The organism is Blastomonas sp. (genome assembly GCF_030373265.1).
GTDB lineage: Bacteria > Pseudomonadota > Alphaproteobacteria > Sphingomonadales > Sphingomonadaceae > Blastomonas.
On sequence record NZ_JAUCZC010000011.1, the window covers coordinates 1 to 18298 of the forward strand.

The window sequence follows — 18298 nt, forward strand, 5'->3', positions numbered from 1 at the left end:
CAGCCTGCATCATTCATCAACGAGTCATCCGACGCGGCCAATCTGTCACCGATTCAGTCGAGACACTTTTGGAAGCAGAGGTTACCGCAGCCTTTATCAATTCCGATGGGCGCCCTATCCGTCAACCGCGCGCATGGATGGACGCCTATTCCCGCATTCTCCATTCCGACCAGAAAGACAGACCCCCGATATGATCGATACCATGGGCATATCTCCCGATGCCGTCACCCTGTCGCCGCTCAAGCTGTTCCTGGAGGCCGATCTCGTCGTCAAGGCGGTGATGATCGGGCTTGCCTTGGCCAGCATCTGGACGTGGACGATCATTATCAGCTTTGCGCTGAAGATCGGGAAGACCGTCCGCGAGAACAGCGCTTTCGAGCAGGATTTCTGGAAGGCGGGCGATATCGACGCGTTCTACAAGGCGCGGGGGCATGAAAAGCTGCCCAGTGCGCGGGTGCTGGCATCGGGCGTCGCAGAGTGGCGGCGCACCACCAAGGGCCGGATCACCGATCGCGACGGCGCCCGCCAGCGCCTCGCCACCGCGATGCATTCGACCGTCGGACACGAGATCGACACGCTGGCGGACCGGCTGAATTTCTTGGCTACGGTCGGCTCGGTGGCGCCGTTCGTCGGCCTGTTCGGGACCGTATGGGGGATCATGCGCAGCTTTACTGCCATTGCCGCCGAGCAGAACAGTTCGCTCGCGGTCGTTGCCCCCGGAATTGCCGAAGCCCTCTTCGCCACCGCCATCGGGCTGTTCGCCGCGATTCCGGCGGTCATCGCCTACAACCGCTTCTCGCACCGGCTGAACAAGCTCGAGGGACGGCTGTTCCGCTTTTCCGACGCGTTCCACGGCGAGCTCAGCCGTGAGCTTGAAAAGGATCCGATCTGATGGCGATGTCGCTCGGCCCCTCGGGCGGGGGCGGACGGCGGGGCCGTTCGCGCGCGCCGATCGCCGAAATCAACGTCACCCCGTTCGTCGACGTGATGCTGGTGCTGCTGATTATCTTCATGGTCACCGCGCCGCTGCTGGTGGCGGGCGTCCCCATCGACCTGCCCGACAGCCGTGCCGCGGCGCTGGAGCAGGAAAAGGAGCCGGTGCAGATTTCCCTCGATGCCGAGGGCCAGCCGTTCATCGACGATGCTCAGGTGGCGATGGCCGACCTGCCGGCCGCGCTCGAGGCGATCCGTTCCGAACGCGGCGAGGATGATGGCACGGCGCCGCAGGTGATGCTGCGCGCCGACCGATCGCTCGATTACGGCAAGGTGATGCTGGTGATGGGCGAATTGAACCGCGCCGGGCTGAACCGCGTATCCCTGGTCACCACGGGTTCATCAGAACGCCCATAGGCACGTCTGCCACGAAAGGTTAGCAGTCACACAGATGGAGAAGAGCGAGCGCCTTGGATTATCGGTCGCGGTCGTCGCGCATGTCGCCTTGTTCGGCGTGCTGTCGCTTGGGATCGCGAGCCGCAGCGAACTCAAGATGCCGACCGAGCCGATTTCGGTGCAGCTGACCGACGAGGTTGGGCTGGTCTCGACCGCGCCCAGCCCGTCCCAGGAGGCTGCGACCGCGACCGCGCCCGAGCTTGCGCCCGAGATCGAGAAGGCCCAACCGGCGCCCGAGCCCGAGCCCACGCCTGCCCCTGCAGTGAAGCGTCCCGAGCCACCCGCACCCCGGGCGGTCGAGCGCCCCTCCCCGCCCAAGCCCAAGGCTGCCGAGCGTCCCAGGCCCGCGCCGGTGCCCAAGCCCGCGCGCAGCACCCCGCCGCCGCCGGCCAAGCCCCAACCCAAGGCTGCGGAAAAGCCCAAGCCCGCCGCGCCCGCCGACACCTCCGATCGCCGTCGCCCCGACCGTCCGGCTGCCCAGCCTGCCGCCAAGGCACCGCGCGCGCCGCGCATCGGCAAGGATTTCCTCGAAGGCGTAACCGACAAGGCCTCGACCAGCCGCTCGCAGACCCCGCCGGCCTCCGTCGCCGGACCCGCAGTGGTGGCGTCGCTGCAGCGCGAGTTGCTGCGTCAGGTCAAGCCGCACTGGGTACCGCCCACCGGCGCCGATGCCGACCAGTTGCGCACCAAGGTTACGGTACGGCTCGACGAGTCGGGCAATATCGTCGGCTCCCCCAGCGCGACGACCACCGGGGTAACCTCCAGCAACCGCGCGCAGGAAGGACTGCACAAGGAGCGCGCGATCGCCGCCGTCCGCCGCGCCGCGCCATTCAAATTTCCGCCGCAGTTTTATTCCGAGTGGCAGACCATCGAACCAACTTTCTATTTGGGATTGTAAACCATGCGAATGACCTCGCTCACCAAACTCGGCCTCGTGATAACCACTGGTCTTACCCTCATGACCACCCCCGCCCACGCCCAGCTGGCGGTGGACGTCGACAATGCAGGCAATGCCGACCTGATCATCGCGGTCCCTGCGCTGCCCACCCCGCAGAGCCAGACCACGCTGGCCGGCACCACCGCGGATCTGGGCAACCGGATCAGCGATGTCATCGCCTCTGACCTCGACCGCTCGGGTCTGTTCAAGCCGATTGGGCGCAGCGCGGTCAAGCAGATCACGGTAGACGAGGTGACTGCGCCGACCTTTCCGTACTGGCAGGGCCGCAACGCTGCCGCGCTGATCCAGGGCTTCATCCGCGCCAACGGCGACGGCAAGATCACCGTCGGCTGCTATCTGTATGATGTCGCTCTGGGCAGCGAGCTCACCCGGCAGGGCTTTGTCGTCGAACCGGCGGACTGGCGCCGCGCAGCGCACAAATGCGCCGATGCGATCTATTCGCGGCTCTCGGGCGAAAGCCCGTTCTTCGACAGCCGCATCGCCTATATCGCCGAGACCGGACCCAAGGGTAACCGCACCAAGCGCCTCGCGATCATGGATTCGGACGGCGCCAACCACCGCTTCATCACCAATGGCCAGTCGACCGCACTGACCCCGCGCTTCTCGCCGGATTACAAGCAGATTGCCTATCTGAGCTATCTCGACGGCAACCCGCGGATTTATGTCTATGACGTCGGCACAGGGCGTCAGCGACTGGTGACCCAGAGCCGCAACCCCACTTTCGCGCCGCGCTGGTCGCCCGATGGCCGCTATCTGCTCTATTCGATGGCGATTGGCGGCAACACCGACATCTACAAGATCCCGGTCGAGGGCGGCACCCCGGTCCGGCTCACCGATGGCCCCGGCATCGATGTCGGCGGCAGCTTCTCGCCCGATGGCAGCCAGATCGTGTTCGAAAGCGATCGCGGCGGCGGCCAGCAGCTGTATGTCATGAACGCCGATGGCAGCAACCAGCGTCGGATCAGTTTTGGCGGCGGTCGCTATGCCACGCCCGAATGGAGCCCACGCGGTGACCTGATCGCCTTCACCAAGATGCAGGGCAATTTCCGCATCGGCGTAATGAGCCCGTCGGGTGGTGGGGAGCGGCTGCTGACCAACAGCTGGCAGGACGAGGCGCCGACCTGGGCTCCGAATGGCCGTGTGATCCAGTTCTTCCGCACCGGACGTGGCGCGGTGAGCTCGACCGTGTGGCAGGTCGATCTGACCGGCTCCAACGAACGTCGCCTGCCGACTCCGGTCGACGGCTCCGACCCGTCCTGGGGTCCGATCCTGCCATGACACGTGCAAAACCTGCGCTGCATCACGGAATTTGCGGCAAGGGGGTTTACCTTGGCGGCAAAGCGAGTCACGGTTCGTCGCAGTTACGGGTTGTACTGTCATCACGGGCTGGGCCTGTCCCCGCCACCTACTGTCATTTCCCCAACGGGAAGGGCGCCAAGACCGGAACCGTCCGGCGGCCCTGACCCGCAATACCAGAAGGAGACGCTCGATGAGAACTGTCCGCAACACGCTTGTCCTGGCCACCGCCGTCATCGCATTGGGCGCGTGCGCCAAAAAGGCTCCGCCTGAGCTTCCTCCCGCGCCCGGTCCGGCCGTGGACAACTCGATGGGGCAGGACAACTCGAACGTCGGCAACGTCGCGGTGCCCGGCAGCCAGGCCGATTTCGTCGCCAAGGTCCGCTCCGACCGCATCCTGTTCGACCTCGACCGCTACAATGTCGATGCCGACGATCAGATCACGCTGCAGAGCCAGGCCCAGTGGCTGGCCCAGTATCCCAACAAGCAGGCGATCATCGAGGGGCATGCCGACGAACGCGGCACCCGCGATTACAACATCGCGTTGGGCGAACGCCGCGCGAACGCCGCGAAGAACTATCTGGTGTCGCTGGGCGTCAGCGAGCAGCGCCTGCGCGTCGTCAGCTACGGCAAGGAACGCCCCGCCGCGATGGGTTCGGACGAAAGCTCCTGGGCTCAGAACCGCCGCGCGGTGACGGTGACGATCGACTGATCTAACAAGCGTTCGTCGATGAGAAAGAGGGGCTGGCCGAATGTTCGGCTGGCCCTTTTTCGTTCCTGCTAGCGCCAGTGTCACGTCACATTCGCGCGCAGGAGTCTCCATCATGACCGCCACGATTGAACGCCGAAGGGCGGCGATGGAATTGGCCGTGTTTGGCGGACTGGCGCTGGTGCTGCGCATCGCCTTCGACCCATTGTTCTGGCGCTATGCCGGGCCGGTCTCGCTCGTGGCGACTCTGGCTTACCTGACGATCTATCTGCGTCGCCGCGGCGAAGGCTGGTCCGCCTTTGGATTGATCCCGCTCGTCGGCGCCAAGGCCAAGCTGATGATATTGCCCAAGGCTTTGCTGGTGTTCGGCTTTTTTGCCGCAGCGGTCGCGGGCATTCTGTTTGCCGCAGACGTGCTTGGCTGGGCATTCATGAAAGAGATACCCCAAGGCGTCGATGACCGTTGGGGCGACGTGAGGGGCAATTTGCCCATGCTGATTTTGTGGCTGGGCATCGTCTGGACGGCGGCTGCGTTTGGCGAGGAGATGTTCTTCCGGGGCTTTCTGATCGGTCGGACACAGGCGCTGTGCAGCGGACTTCCGCTCGCGTCGGTGTGGGCTGTCCTTGTTCCGGCCCTGCTGTTCGGACTTGGCCATGCCTATTACCAGGGACTGCGCGGATTCATCACCACCGCAGCGATCGGCATTGCTTTCGGGACTGCTTATCTCGTCCTGAAGCGCAACCTCTGGCCCATCGTGCTGGTCCACGGCATTGTCGATACAATCAATTTCGTCACGCTGTATCACGGAGCTGAACGATAGAGTTGCACCAAACGCAAAACGGGGGCCGACATTGCTGTCGGCCCCCACTGCGCCTGGTCTGGTTATCAAGGCCGTTTTCCGAAGCCCTGAAGCGGTTGCCCGCCTCTGTGTGGTTCGTCTGCTGCGCCGCGAGCGGTGGAGCTGACGTGTCCGGTTCGGGCTTGCGGCCGCGACATTTGCATTGCTGCGCCTGCCTCGTCGACCTGAAAAAACCCTTCCCAAGCGTCCGGCTTCGCGCGAGGCCCGGTTCCAGTTGGTCCGAAGACCGTTGGACCCGGGTCCGCGCTCTGCCTGACACCCCGTCTCGCTGATCCGTGTCCGGTCATCCGGCCCGGCGCATCGCTCCGAAGAGCCATGCGCGTTAACCGTCTGTCCTGACCCGCATTTCGCAAGGCCTGGGGCATCGCACCGGCGGACTGCTCCATCCGGGTCTTGCGACCCGCATCTTGCCTGCCTGCCGATCATCGGCTTTCCATTCGGACCTTCGGTGGAGCGCCCATCCCTGCAGCATCGCTGCTGCCGGGCGGCTTGACCCGCCTATGTCTGGCCTGTGCATAACACCGGCCGTCTCTCGCGCCCGGTTTGCCATCGCTGGCTCGCCCGGCGGGCGTACCCTCCGATCTTCGAAGCTTGATCTACATCGCTGTATTTCAATGCTTTTTCCGGTCTTCAGTCCGCTTTCCGTCTGTCTTTCCGACCTCACAAAGGTGTCATGACATCCGAGTCGCAGCCAGTGAAAACGCGCGACTTATCCACAGCGCGCGCAGGTTCGCTGTGGATAAAAGAGTGGACAACAATGGATTAATGTCGGGCAGATGGTTTGTTTCATGCGCGCGTAACAAACAGGATTTGGACCGAGTGCAAGATCGGGCGATTCGCGCTTAACGTCTGTCGATCAGCCGATCGTCCCCATCGGCACCACCGCGATCAGCACCAGGCAGGCAACCACGAACGCCGTGACCCTGGTTCGCATCGTGCCATAGGCAGCATCGGTCGCCCCGGCCTCGACCGCGCGGCGATCGAGCCACAGCAGCACGCCGAAGCCGATCGCGAAAAGCAACGCAGCCTCGTTGAACGGCACGAACCACAAGGCCGTCCAGGTGGCGAGCACCACGACGTTGCTGGCGATCAGCAGATTGGGGTTCACCTTCTGCGGGGCGACCACCTGAATGCCCCAGAGGGTGCCTGCCATGAACATCAGGATGGTGAACGCCCAGTAGCAGGTCAGGTTGGCCGCGTTGACATCGCCATAGCCGGTGATGTGGCACGAAGCCCCCGCGAGGAACGGCAACGCACCCGCATAGGTCAGCACCTGCATCAGTGTGCGGTTCGTGCCCCCGGCCTGCTCCATAAGCGCCTTCAGACCCCCCGGCGGCCCAGCAGCCGCAGCCGCAACGCGTTGAGCTTGATGAAGCCTTCCGCGTCCTTCTGGTCATAGGCGCCGGCATCGTCCTCGAACGTCACCACCTTCTCGCTGTACAGCGAGAAGGGCGACTTGCGGCCGACGACCCAGGCGTTGCCCTTGTAGAGCTTGAGCCGGACAGTGCCGGTGACATGGCTCTGGCTGTGGTCGATCGCCGCCTGCAGCATTTCGCGCTCGGGGCTGAACCACAGGCCGTTGTAGATCAGTTCGGCATAGCGCGGCGCGAGTTCGTCCTTGAGGTGCGCAGCACCACGATCGAGCGTCAGCTGCTCGATGCCGCGGTGCGCGATGTGATAGATCGTCCCGCCGGGCGTTTCGTACATGCCGCGCGACTTCATGCCGACGAAGCGGTTCTCGACCAGATCGAGCCTGCCGATGCCGTGGGTCTTGCCGTACTCGTTGAGCTTTTCGAGCAAGGTTGCAGGGCTCATCCCTTCGCCGTTGATCGCCACGCCGTCACCGCGTTCGAAATCGATCGTGATGTACTCGGGCGTGTCGGGCGCGTCCTCGGGGTGGTTGGTGCGCGAATAGACGTAGTCGGGGACCTCGTCCCACGGATCTTCGAGCACCTTGCCCTCGGACGAGGTGTGCAGCATGTTCGCATCGGTCGAGAACGGTGCTTCGCCGCGCTTGTCCTTGCTCACCGGGATCTGGTGCGTCTCGGCGAACTCGATCAGCCTGGTGCGGCTGGTCAGGTCCCACTCGCGCCACGGCGCGATCACCTTGACGTCCGGGTCGAGCGCATAATAGCCGAGCTCGAAGCGCACCTGGTCGTTGCCCTTGCCGGTCGCGCCATGGCTGACCGCGTCGGCGCCGACCATCTTGGCGATCTCGATCTGACGCTTGGCGATCAGCGGCCGCGCGATCGAGGTGCCGAGAAGATAGGTGCCTTCATACACCGCGTTGGCGCGCATCATCGGGAAGACGTAATCCTTGACGAACTCTTCGCGCAGATCGTCGATGAAGATGTGCTCAGGCTTCACGCCCATCATCTGCGCCTTGGCGCGCGCGGGCTCGAGTTCCTCGCCCTGGCCGAGATCGGCGGTGAAGGTCACGACCTCGCAGTTATAGGTCTGCTGCAGCCATTTGAGGATGACGCTGGTATCCAGCCCGCCCGAAAAGGCCAGAACGACGCGGTTTACGGATTGAGTCATGGATGCGGACTTTCTGCAAGAAAGGGTGTTTGCGCGCCGCCTATCAGCGCGCCGGGGTCGGAGCAAGGGTTGATCAAACCCAGCCTGCGGTCTGCGCGGCGACCCATAGGCCCAGCGCGGCAAACAGCAGCGCCGCGCCGATCTGCAAGGCGCGGATCGGCAGGATGCGCTCGATCCTGTGGCCCAGCAAAACCGCGGGCACATTGGCGATCATCATCCCCAAGGTGGTGCCCGCAGTCACCGCGAGCACGTTCTGGTAATGCGCCCCCATCGCGACGGTCGCGACCTGGGTCTTGTCGCCCATTTCGACGAGGAAGAACGCGATCAGCGTGGTGACGAACACGCCTGCGCTGCGCTCCCTGGGTGCATCGTCTTCGCTGAACTTGTCGGGGATCAACGCCCACAGCGCCATGCCGACGAAGCCTGCGGCGATCGCATAGCGAAACGCGGGGCTGTCGATCAGACCCGCAACCTGCTGGCCGAGCAATGCTGCGAGAAAATGGTTGGCGAGCGTCGCCACGAGGATTCCGGCGATGATCGGGACGGGTTTACGCATCCGGGCAGCGAGCAGGATCGCGAGCAATTGCGTCTTGTCGCCCATTTCGGCGAGCGCAACCAGCGACAGCGATGCGAGAAAGGCTTCCATACGACGAGACTTTCAGGGCCGGGCAAAAGGCAAAACACAATGGCACCGTTCACCCCTGCCCGGCCGGACAAAAGGTTCAGGTGTCATCGGTCTTGCCGGAAGCCGGGATATCCCGGAAACCCGCGCGCCATGGCCTCTCGACCAAGTATGTTGACGCGTGGACCAGTGCATCGCACCGGTTGGCTACTCCCCATCAGACGTGATAGTGTTTAGACGTTGATCATGGGGGATGCAAGATGGCGGATGCAGCCAACAAGACGGTGGCGACCTATGCCGATGTGACGGATTATATCGCGGCGCTTGAGCCCGACCGGCGGCGTGACGAGGCGCTGCAACTGCTGGCGCTGTACCAGCGCGTGACCGGCGCGCCTCCCAGGATGTGGGGGGCCGGCATCATCGGCTTTGGCGAATATATCTATGCCTATCCCAGCGGACGCACTGGCACATCGGCGCGGTCCAGCTTCTCGCCGCGCAAGGGCAAGCACAGCCTCTATCTGATGGCAGGCTATGACGATGAAGCGGTCGCCGCACAGCGGGACGCTCTGCTGGCAAAGCTTGGCAAGCACAAGATGGACAAGACCTGCCTCCATGTCACCCGGCTGGACCAGATCGACATCGGTGTTCTGGAAGCGCTGATCGCGCACGACCTGGCCGAAATGAACCGGATTTACCCGCCCAAGTGATCACGCCCGATGACCTCTATCGCGGCCCGGTCAAGCGCAGCATCCAGATTGCCGGACACCTGACCTCGATCAGCCTGGAACCATTGTTCTGGGACATGCTGAGGGCAGCGGCAGAAACGCGCGCGCTGCCGCTCAACGCGCTGGTGGCGCGGATCGATGTCGAGCGGATCGAGGCGGACGATCCCCCCAATCTGGCAAGCGCGATCAGATTGTGGCTGGTGCACGATCTGCTGAGCGGTCGGCAGGTCAGCTCACCAGACGGATGATCTCCGCCGTGGGCTTGTCGGCCAAACGGTAGACCGGCATGTCGCCGACGCCCTTCAGCGTCAGCACCTGCGGCAATTCGAAATGCCGGTCACCGCGGCCGCGCATCCAGGTGGTTTCGGAAACCGCAATGCCGTCGGGCTTGGCCGCGCCCTCGATGCGGCTGGCGATGTTCATCGTCTCGCCCCAATAGTCATAGGCCATCCGCGTCTCGCCGATCACCCCGCCGACCACCGGCCCGGTGTGGATGCCGACGCGGATGTGCAGATCGATACCGGTGGAAGTCCGCAGATCGGGCAACCCCGCGATCACCGCCTCGCCAAAGCGGATCGCGGCATCGGCGCTGTTGACCGCCGGGTTGTTGCCGCCGCTGATCGCCAGATACGCATCGCCGATGGTCTTGACCTTCTCCACGCCCGTATCGGCGGCGCACTTGTCCGCCAGCAGGAAGAAGCCGTTGAGCAGATCGACCAGATGGCCGGGCGAGATTCGCCGCGACAGGTCCGAAAAGCCGCAGATATCGATGAACACCACCGAGACATCGGGATAGCTGTCCGCCACCACCTGCCCTGCCTTGAGCCGCGCTGCGACCGCGGGCGGCAGCACGTTGAACAGCAGCTCCTCGGTCTTGGCGCGCTCGGCTTCCAGCGCGTCGGACAGGATGAAGCTCTGCCGGTGCGCCTGGCCCACCGACCAGTTGAGCAGCACCATGACCGCCGCGCTGGTGACATAGGCCAGCGTTGCATAAATCAGCGGGACAATATCCGCCTCGGTCACCACCATGATCCCGAAATAGACCGCCGCGTGGCAGGCAAGCCACGCCGCAAACCAGCGTACCTGACCGGCAAAGGCGATGGCGGCGAAGGCCATCACGATCAGCCCGTTGATCGCGATCGAGGCGTGCAGCTGCACCTGCGCGCGCTGCATTTCCTCGAACAGCAAGGCGTTTTCGGCCATGATCAGAAAGGCGACGCCCAGCAGGCAGGCGAAATCGATCATCGGACGGCTGGCATAGCCGCGCCAGGCTGTCGCTGCGGCATAGCCTGCCAATATGGCCAGCGCGGGTATCAGCAGCAGGGTGAAGCGCAACTCGTCGTCGCGGCTGAAATACAGGGGATTGACCAGCGCATAGCCGATCAGCATCGTCGCCAGAAAGGCCGCGAACAGCCGCATATGCACCACACGGGCAAGGCGCTCACCGGTGACGAACCGGCGCTCGATCGCTGCATCGACAAAACGACCGCTCATCGTTTGTGCCGCACCGGGCGGACTCTGATCCTGCTGCATCTTGCCCCTCGTCGGATAGCTGGGCCAACCTCATAGCATACTATCACCGGAGAATTGACAAACCGGTAACGCCGCCCCAGCCCTTATAGCAAAACCACAAGAGGATGGCTGATGACCGATTTCGACGACTGGCGCGCGCGTTCGCCTTTTTACGACGACAGCCACGAGGCGCTGGCACAATCGGTCCGCCGTTTTGTCGCGCGCGAGATCGCGCCGTTCATCGATCAATGGGAGGCAGGCGGCGAACTGCCGCGCGATCTGCACCGCAAGGCGGCCGAGGCCGGCATTCTGGGCCTGCGCTATCCCGAGGAATATGGCGGCCATTCGCAAGGATTCGACATCTTTCACGGACTGACCCAGACCGAGGAGCTGGCGGCGGTGGGCGCGGGCGGGCTGACGGCATCGCTGATGACCCACGGTATCGGCCTGCCGCCGGTGCTGGCGCTGGGCAGCGAGGAGCTCAAGCAAAGGGTCGCACCGCCGGTGCTGGCAGGCGCGAAAATCATCGCGCTGGGCATCACCGAGCCCTCGGGCGGATCGGATGTCGCCAATCTCAAGACCCGCGCCGAGCGGGTGGGCGACCATTATGTCGTCAACGGATCGAAGATGTTCATCACATCGGGGATGCGCGCCGACTGGCTGACCTGCGCGGTGCGCACCGGGGGCACAGGCGCCGGCGGCATATCGCTGCTGCTGATCGACATGGATGCGCCGGGCGTCACCCGCACCCGGCTCGACAAGATGGGCTGGCGCTGTTCGGACACCGCGGCGATCTATCTGCAGGACGTGCGCGTCCCCGCCGAGAACCTGATCGGACCGGAGAACGGCGGTTTTATCGGCATCATGCGCAACTTCAATGCCGAGCGGCTGGGCATGGCGATGGGCTGCTGTTCGTTCGCGCGGGTGTGCCTGAAAGAGGCGGTCGAATGGGCGCAGACCCGCGAGACCTTCGGCAAGGCGCTGGTCCGTCATCAGTCGATCCGCATCAAGCTGGCCGACATGGCGCGGCGGATCGCCGCCACCCAGGCGTGGGTCGACCAATGCGCCTGGGCGGTCGAGAACGGCCGCGACCAGCCCGCCGATTTCGCGATGCTCAAGGTGCAGGCGACGCAGATGCTCGAGATCGTCGCGCGCGAGGCAGCGCAGGTCCTGGGCGGGGCCAGCTACATCACCGGATCGAAGGTCGAGCGCATCTACCGCGAGGTCCGCGTCAACGCGATCGGCGGCGGATCGGAGGAGATCATGCTCGATCTGGCGGGACGGCAGCTGTTCGGAGGTAAATGATCCGGAACGGAGCAAAATCCCCGCGCAGGGCACCGTAATGGCGCGGCTTGTGCTGGCAACCGAACGCGGATCGACGGTTAACTCCCCGCTAGCGGGGGAGAGCGATCATGCGGCTGTTTCAGGAAGAAGCGTCGATTTCGAGAATCTACTACGAATCGATGCGCGACAATTTCGATGGCTATGCCTGGAACCTCGAACCGGGCATGGACCCGGCCGAGCGGCAGGCGAAGAGAGAAGAGCTCGACAGGCTTAAGCGCGATTTCGACGAGCTTGACCCGCTCGAGAACAAGAAGGCGACGCTGGGCCAGCTGTTCCAGATCGAGCTCGCGCTGATCCAGCTCATCCCGTTTGCCGCGCTGCAGGCGCGATACTGGACGATCGAGGATCGGTTCAGACGTGTATTGCCGACCAGCGTGGTCGCCTCGTTTGATCGCAGTTTCGCACCAGCAAATGTCGATACGCTCGCCCCCGACGTTCTGCGCCAGCGGGCGCGCATCCTGCTCGACACCATTCACGCGAACTATCTGTGCAATCTGGAACGCGAAAGCTCGATCAAGCGACTGATGTTCATCCTGTTCTTTGCTGCCGCCACGATTCTCGCGGGCGCGTGGCTCATCGTGGGCAACACCGAAGACCTGGCGCGCGAGGGGCTTACCGCGATCATCCTCGCCGGGATGGTCGGCGCTATGATCTCGATCACCCGTCGCCTGCAAAAGGCGACGGCACGCGATGCGATGAACGAAGACGGCATTTTCGAGCTGATCGGGTTGCGCATCGGCTGGCTGAGCGTGCTGATGTCTATCGCCATCGGCGGGGTGTTTGCGCTGTTCCTCTATATCCTGGTGGTGGCCGACATGATCGATCTCGCGCTGCCCGACGCGATTGACGACGACGAACGCGAACCCGCGCAGGACCCCCTGCCCATCGATGATCGCACTGCCCAAGGCAGCGACGCAGAAGGCCCCCCGGTAGCGGGCGGTGCCGAAGGACCGGCGCTGGGCGAAGACGCCGGTTCGGGCGATGGCCCGGTCGCGCCGCCTGCTGCTCCACCGCAGCGCCCCGAGACCATGGCCGCTCCGCTATCCTGCCAGTCGGCAGCGCAAAGCTGCACATTGTGGGCTGATAGGGTCGCAATCGCGCTAGGGCTTGCCGGACGGGTCAACTTCTACAAGATGATCGCCACCGCGTTCATCGCAGGCTTCGGCGAGATGTTTGTTCCCGACATCATCAACAAGCTTGCCAGGCAGCACAGCGATCGGCTGATGGCGCCGACGTCTCCACCCCGATCGGCAGAGTGACGCGCAGCACTGCATCGCGCGCTCCACACAGCTACCGGTTCATGCTAATACGCGAATCGTCAGCGTGTTGGTTTGTTGAGGAGCCTGCCCGTGCCCAATCCGGTCATCCGCCGCGTCGCGCAGTGTGCGTCGCTAGCCGCCTGTTCCATTCTCATCTCCGGCCCGGTCAGCAGTCAGCAGGCCGCCACCCCGATCGCGCGCTACGACATGGATGTCGGCACCGTCACCGGCCTGGCCGCGATGGGCGGCGGCATCGGCGGCGGGCTCTCGATGATGTTCGGGGGCGGCGGCACCAAAAAGGCGCATGAACTGGTGCTGCGGCTCGGATCGTCGAATGCACCGACAGGCGCGCCCAAGGCCGACCACTTTCTGCCGCCGGCCGCCAAGCTTGGCGCCTCGGTCCCGCTGCTGACGCCCAAGCCCGGTACCCGCACCGACGACGTCCCCGATCAGATGCCCAAAGACTTTCAGCGCCCCAAGGGCCGTCTGCTGATCTATTGGGGCTGCGGCGCCAAGGCAGGGCCGGGCCAGCCGGTGGTGATCGATTTCGCCAGGCTTGCTGCCGGTCAGGTTCCTCCCGATCTGTTTTCAGGGTCCGTGCCGATCGATCGCTCGGTCAGCATCGGCAACGCCAAGACCTATGGCGAATGGCCCAATCGCGACACCCGCAAGATGGTGAGCGCGGACAGCTCGCTGATCGGCGACCATCGCATCGCGGGCAATTATTCGCCCGAGATCAAGTTCGCGCTGGCGCAGGATTTCATGCCCGCGATCACCGGCAAGGCCACCGCGGCGCCGGGCGGCGCGACCCAGATCAGCTGGAACACGGTTGCCAGCGCTACCGGCTATTATGCCTGGGTGATGAGCGCCAAAGCCAACAACAAGGGCGAGTTCCAGGACATGGTGTGGTGGTCGTCGTCTGCGACGCGCCAGTTCGGCGGGGCCTTGTGGGACTGGATCGCGCCTGCGCAGGTGGCCAGGCTGATCCAGCAGCAGGTCGTGATGCCGCCATCGCAGACCAGTTGCACGGTGCCGGCCGAGGTCACCGCAGCGGGCGGCGACTTCGCATTGGGCAATCTGTATGCCTATGGGCCCGAGGCCAACTTTGCCTATCCGCCGCGCCCGGCCAATGCGCGAACTCCGTGGAAGCCCGAATGGACCGCCCGGGTGCGCTATCGGTCCAACTCGATGTGGCTGCTGAACGGGCCGGACATGGGCGCCATGATGAGTGGCGCGGACGAGGCCGAGCAGCCCAAGCGCAAAAAGAAGTGCAAGGGCGGCCTTGGCGGCCTGCTCGGTGCGGTGACCGGAGACGGCTGCTGACGGATTGGCGGAGCCCGTCGTTCATGCTATGTTCCAGCTATAAGCCGAGTCGGATTGAGGGGACGATGCATGACCAGCCTGATTTTCTATACCAACCCCATGTCGCGCGGACAGATCGTCCGCTGGATGCTCGAGGAAGCTGGCGTCGCCTATGAGGAGCGGCTTGTCCAGTATGGGCCGGAAATGAAGGGCGAGGCCTATCGCGCCATCAACCCGATGGGCAAGGTTCCGGCGATCGTCCACAAGGACAAGGTGGTGACCGAATGCGCCGCGATCTGCGCCTATGTCGCCGAGGCGTTCGCTGACTCAGGGCTCGCCCCGCAGCCGCACGAGCGGGCGGATTATTATCGCTGGATGTTCTTCGGCGCAGGCCCGCTCGAACAGGCGATCATCAACCATGCGATGGGGTGGGAGGCTCCCGAGGACAAGCAGGCGATGCTGGGGTACGGCAGCTATCAGCTTGCAGCCGAAACGCTTGCCGCCTGGATGGAAGGCCGCGAGTATATCTGCGGCGACCGTTTCACCGCAGCAGACGTCTATGTCGGCGCTCAGGTCGATTGGGGCCAGGCTTTCGGGACGTTGCCCGCCCTGCCCGCGTTTGTTGCTTACGCTGAAAGGCTGCGCCTGCGTCCGGCCTATATCCGGGCCAAGGCGATCGACAACGACCTGATCGCCGCCGCCAAGGCTGCCGAGACGCAAGGGGCGCCGGCATGATCCGCGCCGAGGGCGGATGCCATTGCGGCGCGGTGCGCTTTGCGATCGAAAGCGCCAGCGATGGCGACGGAGCACCGCGCACCGCTTTGTGTCACTGCAGCGACTGCCGCCGCTGCGCCGGTGCCCCGGTCGTCGGCTGGACCGCCGTCGCAAGCTCCACCTTTCGCCTCATCAAGGGCTCGCCCGCCGTCTATCGCTCGTCAGAACATGCCGAGCGCAGTTTCTGCCCGCAGTGCGGCACCGGGCTGTTCTACGTCAACGAGGTGGTGCTTCCCGGGCTGGTCGATATCCAGACCGCGGCCTTCGACGATCCGCAGGTCTTTCCCGCCATGGCGCACATCCAGGCGGCTGAAGAAATCGGCTGGATGAAGACCGCGCATGAGCTGCCGCGGTTCGATCGTTATCCTGAGTTCTGACACCCAATTCTCCCCGAGCTTGCCTCGGGGAGGATTTCTATTGGTCCTCGGCAATCGAGGCTGGGGAGGATTTAGAGAAGCTCAGCCCGTCGGGCCGAACACCTTCGGAGAGGTCTTGCTGCCCGTGCGCTCCTTGTCGTTGGAGGTCATCGCGTCGAGGATTTGCGGATTGCGAAAATCGCTCTTGGCATAATCGCGCGCGGACTGGCCGGCGATGGTATCCTGCTTGTCCGGATTGGCACCCTCCCTCAACAACAGCCGCACCAGCGCAAGATCGCGCAGCTGCACCGCGCGGATCAGGGCGGTTTCACCGGAATTGTTGGTGTCGTCCACCCTCGCCTTGCGCTCGAGCAGCGTCTGCGCGCCATCGGCAAAGCGCAGCGTGGTCGCCAGCATCAACGGTGTGACACCGTTCTTGTCGCGCGCATTGGGGTTGGCTCCGCGCTGGAGCAGAAAGCCCATCCAGGTCAGGTCACGCCGCGCGGTCACGATGTGCAGTGCGGTCTCGCCCGTGCTGATGTCCTTGGTGTTGACCACGGTGCTGCCCGGTTCGTTCAGCATCGATGTCGCCTTGTCGCCATCGCGATCGCGCACCGCTTTGAGGAAGTTGTAGCTTTCGGAAAACTGGGCATTGGCCGCAGCGGGAATCAGCATGGCGAGCGCTGCAATGGCGGCAATCCACAGGCGGGTCAGGGTGTTGAAACGGGCTGTCACAGGTTGCATCGTCCTTGAAAACTTGCACCGGGGATGCGGCCAATGGGCGTTCGACCCGCCAATCCCCCTTGAAAGCCGATGCATAGCAGAGCAGAGACAAACCTGTCATGAACAAAACCCCCGCATTCATTTTCGCTTTCGCCCTCTCGTCGGCGCTCGCCGCGTGCTCGGGCGCTTCCCCCAAGCCCGAGGCGCCGCTCGAAGGTGCGCGCATCGGCGGCGCATTCGAACTCACCAATCAGGACGGCAAAACAGTCCGCGACACCGATTTTGCCGGCAAGCACCGCATCATCTATTTCGGCTACAGCTATTGCCCCGATGTCTGCCCGATCGATCTGCAGAAGGTGTCTCAGGGTTTCGCGCTGTTTGAAAAGCAGCAGCCCGAACGCGCCAAGGCCATCCAGCCGATCTTCATTACCATCGATCCCGAGCGGGACACACCGCAGGTGCTCAAGCAGTATGTCAGCGCCTTTCACCCGCGCCTGATCGGCCTGACGGGCACGCCCGAGCAGATCAAGACCGTCGCCGATGCGTATCTCGTCATGTACCAGGCGCAAAAGCCCGAAGGGGAGGATGCGGCTGGCTACCTCGTCGATCATAGCCGCCAGGCCTATCTGATGGGGCCGAAGGGTGAGCCGATCGCGCTGCTGCCCTATGACGGGACCCCAGAGCAGATCGCCGCCGAAATCGACAAATGGACAGCGTAAACCGGTTTTGGGAACAACCTCTGGCCAGCCTTGATCGGGCCCAGTGGGAGGCTTTGTGCGATGGCTGTGGCAAATGCTGCCTGCACAAGGTGGAGGATGAGGATACCGGCCGCATCCATCCCACCAATGTTTCCTGCCGTCTGCTCGACACGCGCACTGCGCAATGCGCAGATTACCGCCACCGCCGCGCGCTGGTGCCCGATTGCCTCAGGCTGACCCGCAGCAATGTCGCAACGATCAGCTGGCTGCCCTCGACCTGCGCCTATAATCTGCGCGCGCAAGGCCTGCCGCTGCCCGATTGGCATCATCTGCTGACCGGCAGCGCAGCGGCGATGCACGCGGGTGGCCATTCGGTGATCGGAAAGGTGATATCCGAGGTGCACGCCGGGCCGATCGAGAACCATATCCTTGACGCGGAACTGTAAGGGCGAGCCGTGGCCCGATCCCCCCTCGCCCGCTTTCTCATGCGCAAACCCGTTCCGGCCGTGTCCGACGCGCCGGGGCGATTGACGATCGGCGAGCGCGATTATGCATTGGTCATCCGGCGGCATGCCCGCGCGCGCAACATAAGACTGCGCACCGATCCGTCCAAGGGTGCGCTGCTGATCACGTTACCTGGCCATGCCCGGCTGGGCGAAGCGATTGCCTTTGCCCGCACCCAGGCAGACTGGATCGAGGCCAGCTTTGCCAAGGCAGGCGCGCACATCGCCATCGCGCCCGATGCGGTCATTCCGTTTCTCGGCACCCCGCACCGGATCGAATGGGATGCACGCCATGGGCGCAAGGTGGCGGCGGCAGACGGCGCCATCCGGCTGGGCGGCGCGCGCGACATGGTCGAACCGCGGCTCACCCGCTGGCTCAAGTCCGAAGCCAAACGCCTGTGCGCCGCGGACCTTGCCGATTACTGCGCGCGCGCCTGCACCCCGGTGCCGGCCCTCGCGGTCAGCAACGCCGCGCGTCGCTGGGGCAGCTGCTCGGCCAATGGCACGATCCGCATCAACTGGCGGCTGGTGATGGCCCCGGACGCAGTCCGCCGCTCGGTGGTCGCGCACGAAGTCGCCCATTTGCGTCACATGAACCACAGCGCGGATTTCTACGCGTGGCTCGACACCCTGTTCGAAGGCGACCGCAAGACCGCCGACCACTGGCTCAAGGCGCATGGCCGCGGGCTGTATCTGGTGGGTGGGGGCTAAGCTCGCGAACGACTGCGCGC

21 protein-coding genes and 1 pseudogene are annotated in these 18298 nt (G+C 64.2%); 17 read left to right on the forward strand and 5 right to left on the reverse strand.

All coding sequences use genetic code 11. The features are described 5' to 3' along the window. The 7 genes and pseudogenes from QUV11_RS08265 to QUV11_RS08295 form a co-directional block, all read left to right on the forward strand. A pseudogene (locus QUV11_RS08265) lies at positions 1 to 194 on the forward strand (thioesterase); the annotation flags it as partial. After that, complete coding sequence (tolQ, locus tag QUV11_RS08270) at positions 191 to 892, forward strand: protein TolQ (protein WP_300881519.1); 702 nt, start codon at positions 191 to 193, stop codon at positions 890 to 892. The pseudogene QUV11_RS08265 and the gene tolQ, both read left to right, overlap by 4 nt. After that, complete coding sequence (locus tag QUV11_RS08275; protein WP_300881521.1) at positions 892 to 1350, forward strand: ExbD/TolR family protein; 459 nt, start codon at positions 892 to 894, stop codon at positions 1348 to 1350. Before tolQ ends, QUV11_RS08275 begins: the two co-directional genes overlap by 1 nt. 34 nt (positions 1351 to 1384) lie before the next feature. Beyond that, positions 1385 to 2287 (forward strand): cell envelope biogenesis protein TolA, encoded by a 903-nt coding sequence (locus QUV11_RS08280; RefSeq protein ID WP_300881523.1) that lies wholly within the window; start codon positions 1385 to 1387, stop codon positions 2285 to 2287. Between the two features lie 60 nt (positions 2288 to 2347). Then, a complete protein-coding gene (gene tolB, locus QUV11_RS08285) occupies positions 2348 to 3625 on the forward strand; it encodes a Tol-Pal system beta propeller repeat protein TolB (protein ID WP_300881526.1) in 1278 nt (425 codons plus the stop codon). Positions 3626 to 3836: 211 nt separating this feature from the next. Then, positions 3837 to 4355, forward strand: a complete 519-nt coding sequence (gene pal, locus QUV11_RS08290; RefSeq protein ID WP_300881528.1) for a peptidoglycan-associated lipoprotein Pal — start codon at positions 3837 to 3839, stop codon at positions 4353 to 4355. Positions 4356 to 4395: 40 nt separating this feature from the next. Next, entirely contained in the window at positions 4396 to 5172 is a 777-nt protein-coding gene (locus tag QUV11_RS08295) for a CPBP family intramembrane glutamic endopeptidase (RefSeq protein WP_300881530.1), read from the forward strand. Positions 5173 to 6067: 895 nt separating this feature from the next. Here the strand turns inward: QUV11_RS08295 and QUV11_RS08300 are convergent. The 3 genes from QUV11_RS08300 to QUV11_RS08310 form a co-directional block, all read right to left on the reverse strand. Continuing rightward, complete coding sequence (locus QUV11_RS08300; protein ID WP_300881532.1) at positions 6068 to 6523, reverse strand: DUF3429 domain-containing protein; 456 nt, start codon at positions 6521 to 6523, stop codon at positions 6068 to 6070. 8 nt (positions 6524 to 6531) lie between these two features. Continuing rightward, positions 6532 to 7749 carry an argininosuccinate synthase gene (locus tag QUV11_RS08305; protein WP_300881534.1) on the reverse strand — a complete coding sequence of 406 codons (1218 nt, stop codon included), beginning with the start codon at positions 7747 to 7749 and terminating at the stop codon, positions 6532 to 6534. Positions 7750 to 7822: 73 nt separating this feature from the next. After that, a complete protein-coding gene (locus QUV11_RS08310) occupies positions 7823 to 8395 on the reverse strand; it encodes a TMEM165/GDT1 family protein (RefSeq protein WP_300881536.1) in 573 nt (190 codons plus the stop codon). A gap of 236 nt (positions 8396 to 8631) precedes the next feature. Between QUV11_RS08310 and QUV11_RS08315 the strand changes: the two genes are divergently transcribed. Together QUV11_RS08315 and QUV11_RS08320 are read left to right on the forward strand one after the other, a co-directional pair. Then, the gene (locus tag QUV11_RS08315; RefSeq protein WP_300881538.1) at positions 8632 to 9078 is read left to right on the forward strand and encodes a DUF1801 domain-containing protein; all 447 of its coding nucleotides are present in this window, start codon (positions 8632 to 8634) and stop codon (positions 9076 to 9078) included. Next, positions 9075 to 9344: a ribbon-helix-helix domain-containing protein gene (locus QUV11_RS08320; protein WP_300881540.1), complete on the forward strand. Its 270-nt coding sequence runs from the start codon at positions 9075 to 9077 to the stop codon at positions 9342 to 9344. Before QUV11_RS08315 ends, QUV11_RS08320 begins: the two co-directional genes overlap by 4 nt. Here the strand turns inward: QUV11_RS08320 and QUV11_RS08325 are convergent. After that, the gene (locus QUV11_RS08325; protein ID WP_300881542.1) at positions 9325 to 10590 is read right to left on the reverse strand and encodes an adenylate/guanylate cyclase domain-containing protein; all 1266 of its coding nucleotides are present in this window, start codon (positions 10588 to 10590) and stop codon (positions 9325 to 9327) included. The genes QUV11_RS08320 and QUV11_RS08325 overlap by 20 nt on opposite strands. Positions 10591 to 10740: 150 nt before the next feature. Here QUV11_RS08325 and QUV11_RS08330 point away from each other — a divergent pair, with 150 nt between their 5' ends. From QUV11_RS08330 to QUV11_RS08350, 5 genes are all read left to right on the forward strand, one after another. Continuing rightward, positions 10741 to 11913 (forward strand): acyl-CoA dehydrogenase family protein, encoded by a 1173-nt coding sequence (locus QUV11_RS08330; RefSeq protein ID WP_300881544.1) that lies wholly within the window; start codon positions 10741 to 10743, stop codon positions 11911 to 11913. Positions 11914 to 12020: 107 nt separating this feature from the next. Continuing rightward, a complete protein-coding gene (locus tag QUV11_RS08335) occupies positions 12021 to 13211 on the forward strand; it encodes a hypothetical protein (protein WP_300881546.1) in 1191 nt (396 codons plus the stop codon). Positions 13212 to 13301: 90 nt separating this feature from the next. Beyond that, the gene (locus QUV11_RS08340) at positions 13302 to 14534 is read left to right on the forward strand and encodes a hypothetical protein (RefSeq protein WP_300881548.1); all 1233 of its coding nucleotides are present in this window, start codon (positions 13302 to 13304) and stop codon (positions 14532 to 14534) included. A 69-nt stretch (positions 14535 to 14603) separates the two neighbouring features. Continuing rightward, positions 14604 to 15248 carry a glutathione S-transferase family protein gene (locus QUV11_RS08345; protein WP_300881550.1) on the forward strand — a complete coding sequence of 215 codons (645 nt, stop codon included), beginning with the start codon at positions 14604 to 14606 and terminating at the stop codon, positions 15246 to 15248. Beyond that, positions 15245 to 15664, forward strand: coding sequence for a GFA family protein (locus QUV11_RS08350; RefSeq protein WP_300881552.1), 420 nt, complete (start codon positions 15245 to 15247; stop codon positions 15662 to 15664). The genes QUV11_RS08345 and QUV11_RS08350 overlap by 4 nt, the downstream gene beginning before the upstream one ends. Positions 15665 to 15745: 81 nt before the next feature. Here the strand turns inward: QUV11_RS08350 and QUV11_RS08355 are convergent, their stop codons facing one another. Next, the gene (locus QUV11_RS08355; RefSeq protein WP_300881554.1) at positions 15746 to 16387 is read right to left on the reverse strand and encodes an ankyrin repeat domain-containing protein; all 642 of its coding nucleotides are present in this window, start codon (positions 16385 to 16387) and stop codon (positions 15746 to 15748) included. Between the two features lie 98 nt (positions 16388 to 16485). Here QUV11_RS08355 and QUV11_RS08360 point away from each other — a divergent pair, with 98 nt between their 5' ends. Genes QUV11_RS08360 through QUV11_RS08370 form a run of 3 tightly spaced genes read left to right on the forward strand, consistent with a single transcriptional unit; the run spans position 16486 to position 18278 of the window. Then, a complete protein-coding gene (locus tag QUV11_RS08360) occupies positions 16486 to 17085 on the forward strand; it encodes an SCO family protein (protein WP_300881556.1) in 600 nt (199 codons plus the stop codon). Beyond that, positions 17073 to 17510 carry a YcgN family cysteine cluster protein gene (locus tag QUV11_RS08365; RefSeq protein ID WP_300881558.1) on the forward strand — a complete coding sequence of 146 codons (438 nt, stop codon included), beginning with the start codon at positions 17073 to 17075 and terminating at the stop codon, positions 17508 to 17510. The genes QUV11_RS08360 and QUV11_RS08365 overlap by 13 nt, the downstream gene beginning before the upstream one ends. Positions 17511 to 17519: 9 nt before the next feature. Further along, positions 17520 to 18278 (forward strand): M48 family metallopeptidase, encoded by a 759-nt coding sequence (locus QUV11_RS08370; RefSeq protein ID WP_300881560.1) that lies wholly within the window; start codon positions 17520 to 17522, stop codon positions 18276 to 18278. Positions 18279 to 18298: the final 20 nt, after the last annotated feature.

Bases quoted from the DNA above. Each gene is read 5' to 3' on its own strand.
- tolQ (WP_300881519.1), top strand. From the start codon at position 191: ATGATCGATACCATGGGCATATCTCCCGATGCCGTCACCCTGTCGCCG.
- QUV11_RS08275 (WP_300881521.1), top strand. From the start codon at position 892: ATGGCGATGTCGCTCGGCCCCTCGGGCGGGGGCGGACGGCGGGGCCGT.
- QUV11_RS08280 (WP_300881523.1), top strand. From the start codon at position 1,385: ATGGAGAAGAGCGAGCGCCTTGGATTATCGGTCGCGGTCGTCGCGCAT.
- tolB (WP_300881526.1), top strand. From the start codon at position 2,348: ATGACCACCCCCGCCCACGCCCAGCTGGCGGTGGACGTCGACAATGCA.
- pal (WP_300881528.1), top strand. From the start codon at position 3,837: ATGAGAACTGTCCGCAACACGCTTGTCCTGGCCACCGCCGTCATCGCA.
- QUV11_RS08295 (WP_300881530.1), top strand. From the start codon at position 4,396: ATGTTCGGCTGGCCCTTTTTCGTTCCTGCTAGCGCCAGTGTCACGTCA.
- QUV11_RS08300 (WP_300881532.1), bottom strand. From the start codon at position 6,523: ATGGAGCAGGCCGGGGGCACGAACCGCACACTGATGCAGGTGCTGACC.
- QUV11_RS08305 (WP_300881534.1), bottom strand. From the start codon at position 7,749: ATGACTCAATCCGTAAACCGCGTCGTTCTGGCCTTTTCGGGCGGGCTG.
- QUV11_RS08310 (WP_300881536.1), bottom strand. From the start codon at position 8,395: ATGGAAGCCTTTCTCGCATCGCTGTCGCTGGTTGCGCTCGCCGAAATG.
- QUV11_RS08315 (WP_300881538.1), top strand. From the start codon at position 8,632: ATGGCGGATGCAGCCAACAAGACGGTGGCGACCTATGCCGATGTGACG.
- QUV11_RS08325 (WP_300881542.1), bottom strand. From the start codon at position 10,590: ATGAGCGGTCGTTTTGTCGATGCAGCGATCGAGCGCCGGTTCGTCACC.
- QUV11_RS08330 (WP_300881544.1), top strand. From the start codon at position 10,741: ATGACCGATTTCGACGACTGGCGCGCGCGTTCGCCTTTTTACGACGAC.
- QUV11_RS08335 (WP_300881546.1), top strand. From the start codon at position 12,021: ATGCGGCTGTTTCAGGAAGAAGCGTCGATTTCGAGAATCTACTACGAA.
- QUV11_RS08345 (WP_300881550.1), top strand. From the start codon at position 14,604: ATGACCAGCCTGATTTTCTATACCAACCCCATGTCGCGCGGACAGATC.
- QUV11_RS08350 (WP_300881552.1), top strand. From the start codon at position 15,245: ATGATCCGCGCCGAGGGCGGATGCCATTGCGGCGCGGTGCGCTTTGCG.
- QUV11_RS08355 (WP_300881554.1), bottom strand. From the start codon at position 16,387: ATGCAACCTGTGACAGCCCGTTTCAACACCCTGACCCGCCTGTGGATT.
- QUV11_RS08360 (WP_300881556.1), top strand. From the start codon at position 16,486: ATGAACAAAACCCCCGCATTCATTTTCGCTTTCGCCCTCTCGTCGGCG.
- QUV11_RS08365 (WP_300881558.1), top strand. From the start codon at position 17,073: ATGGACAGCGTAAACCGGTTTTGGGAACAACCTCTGGCCAGCCTTGAT.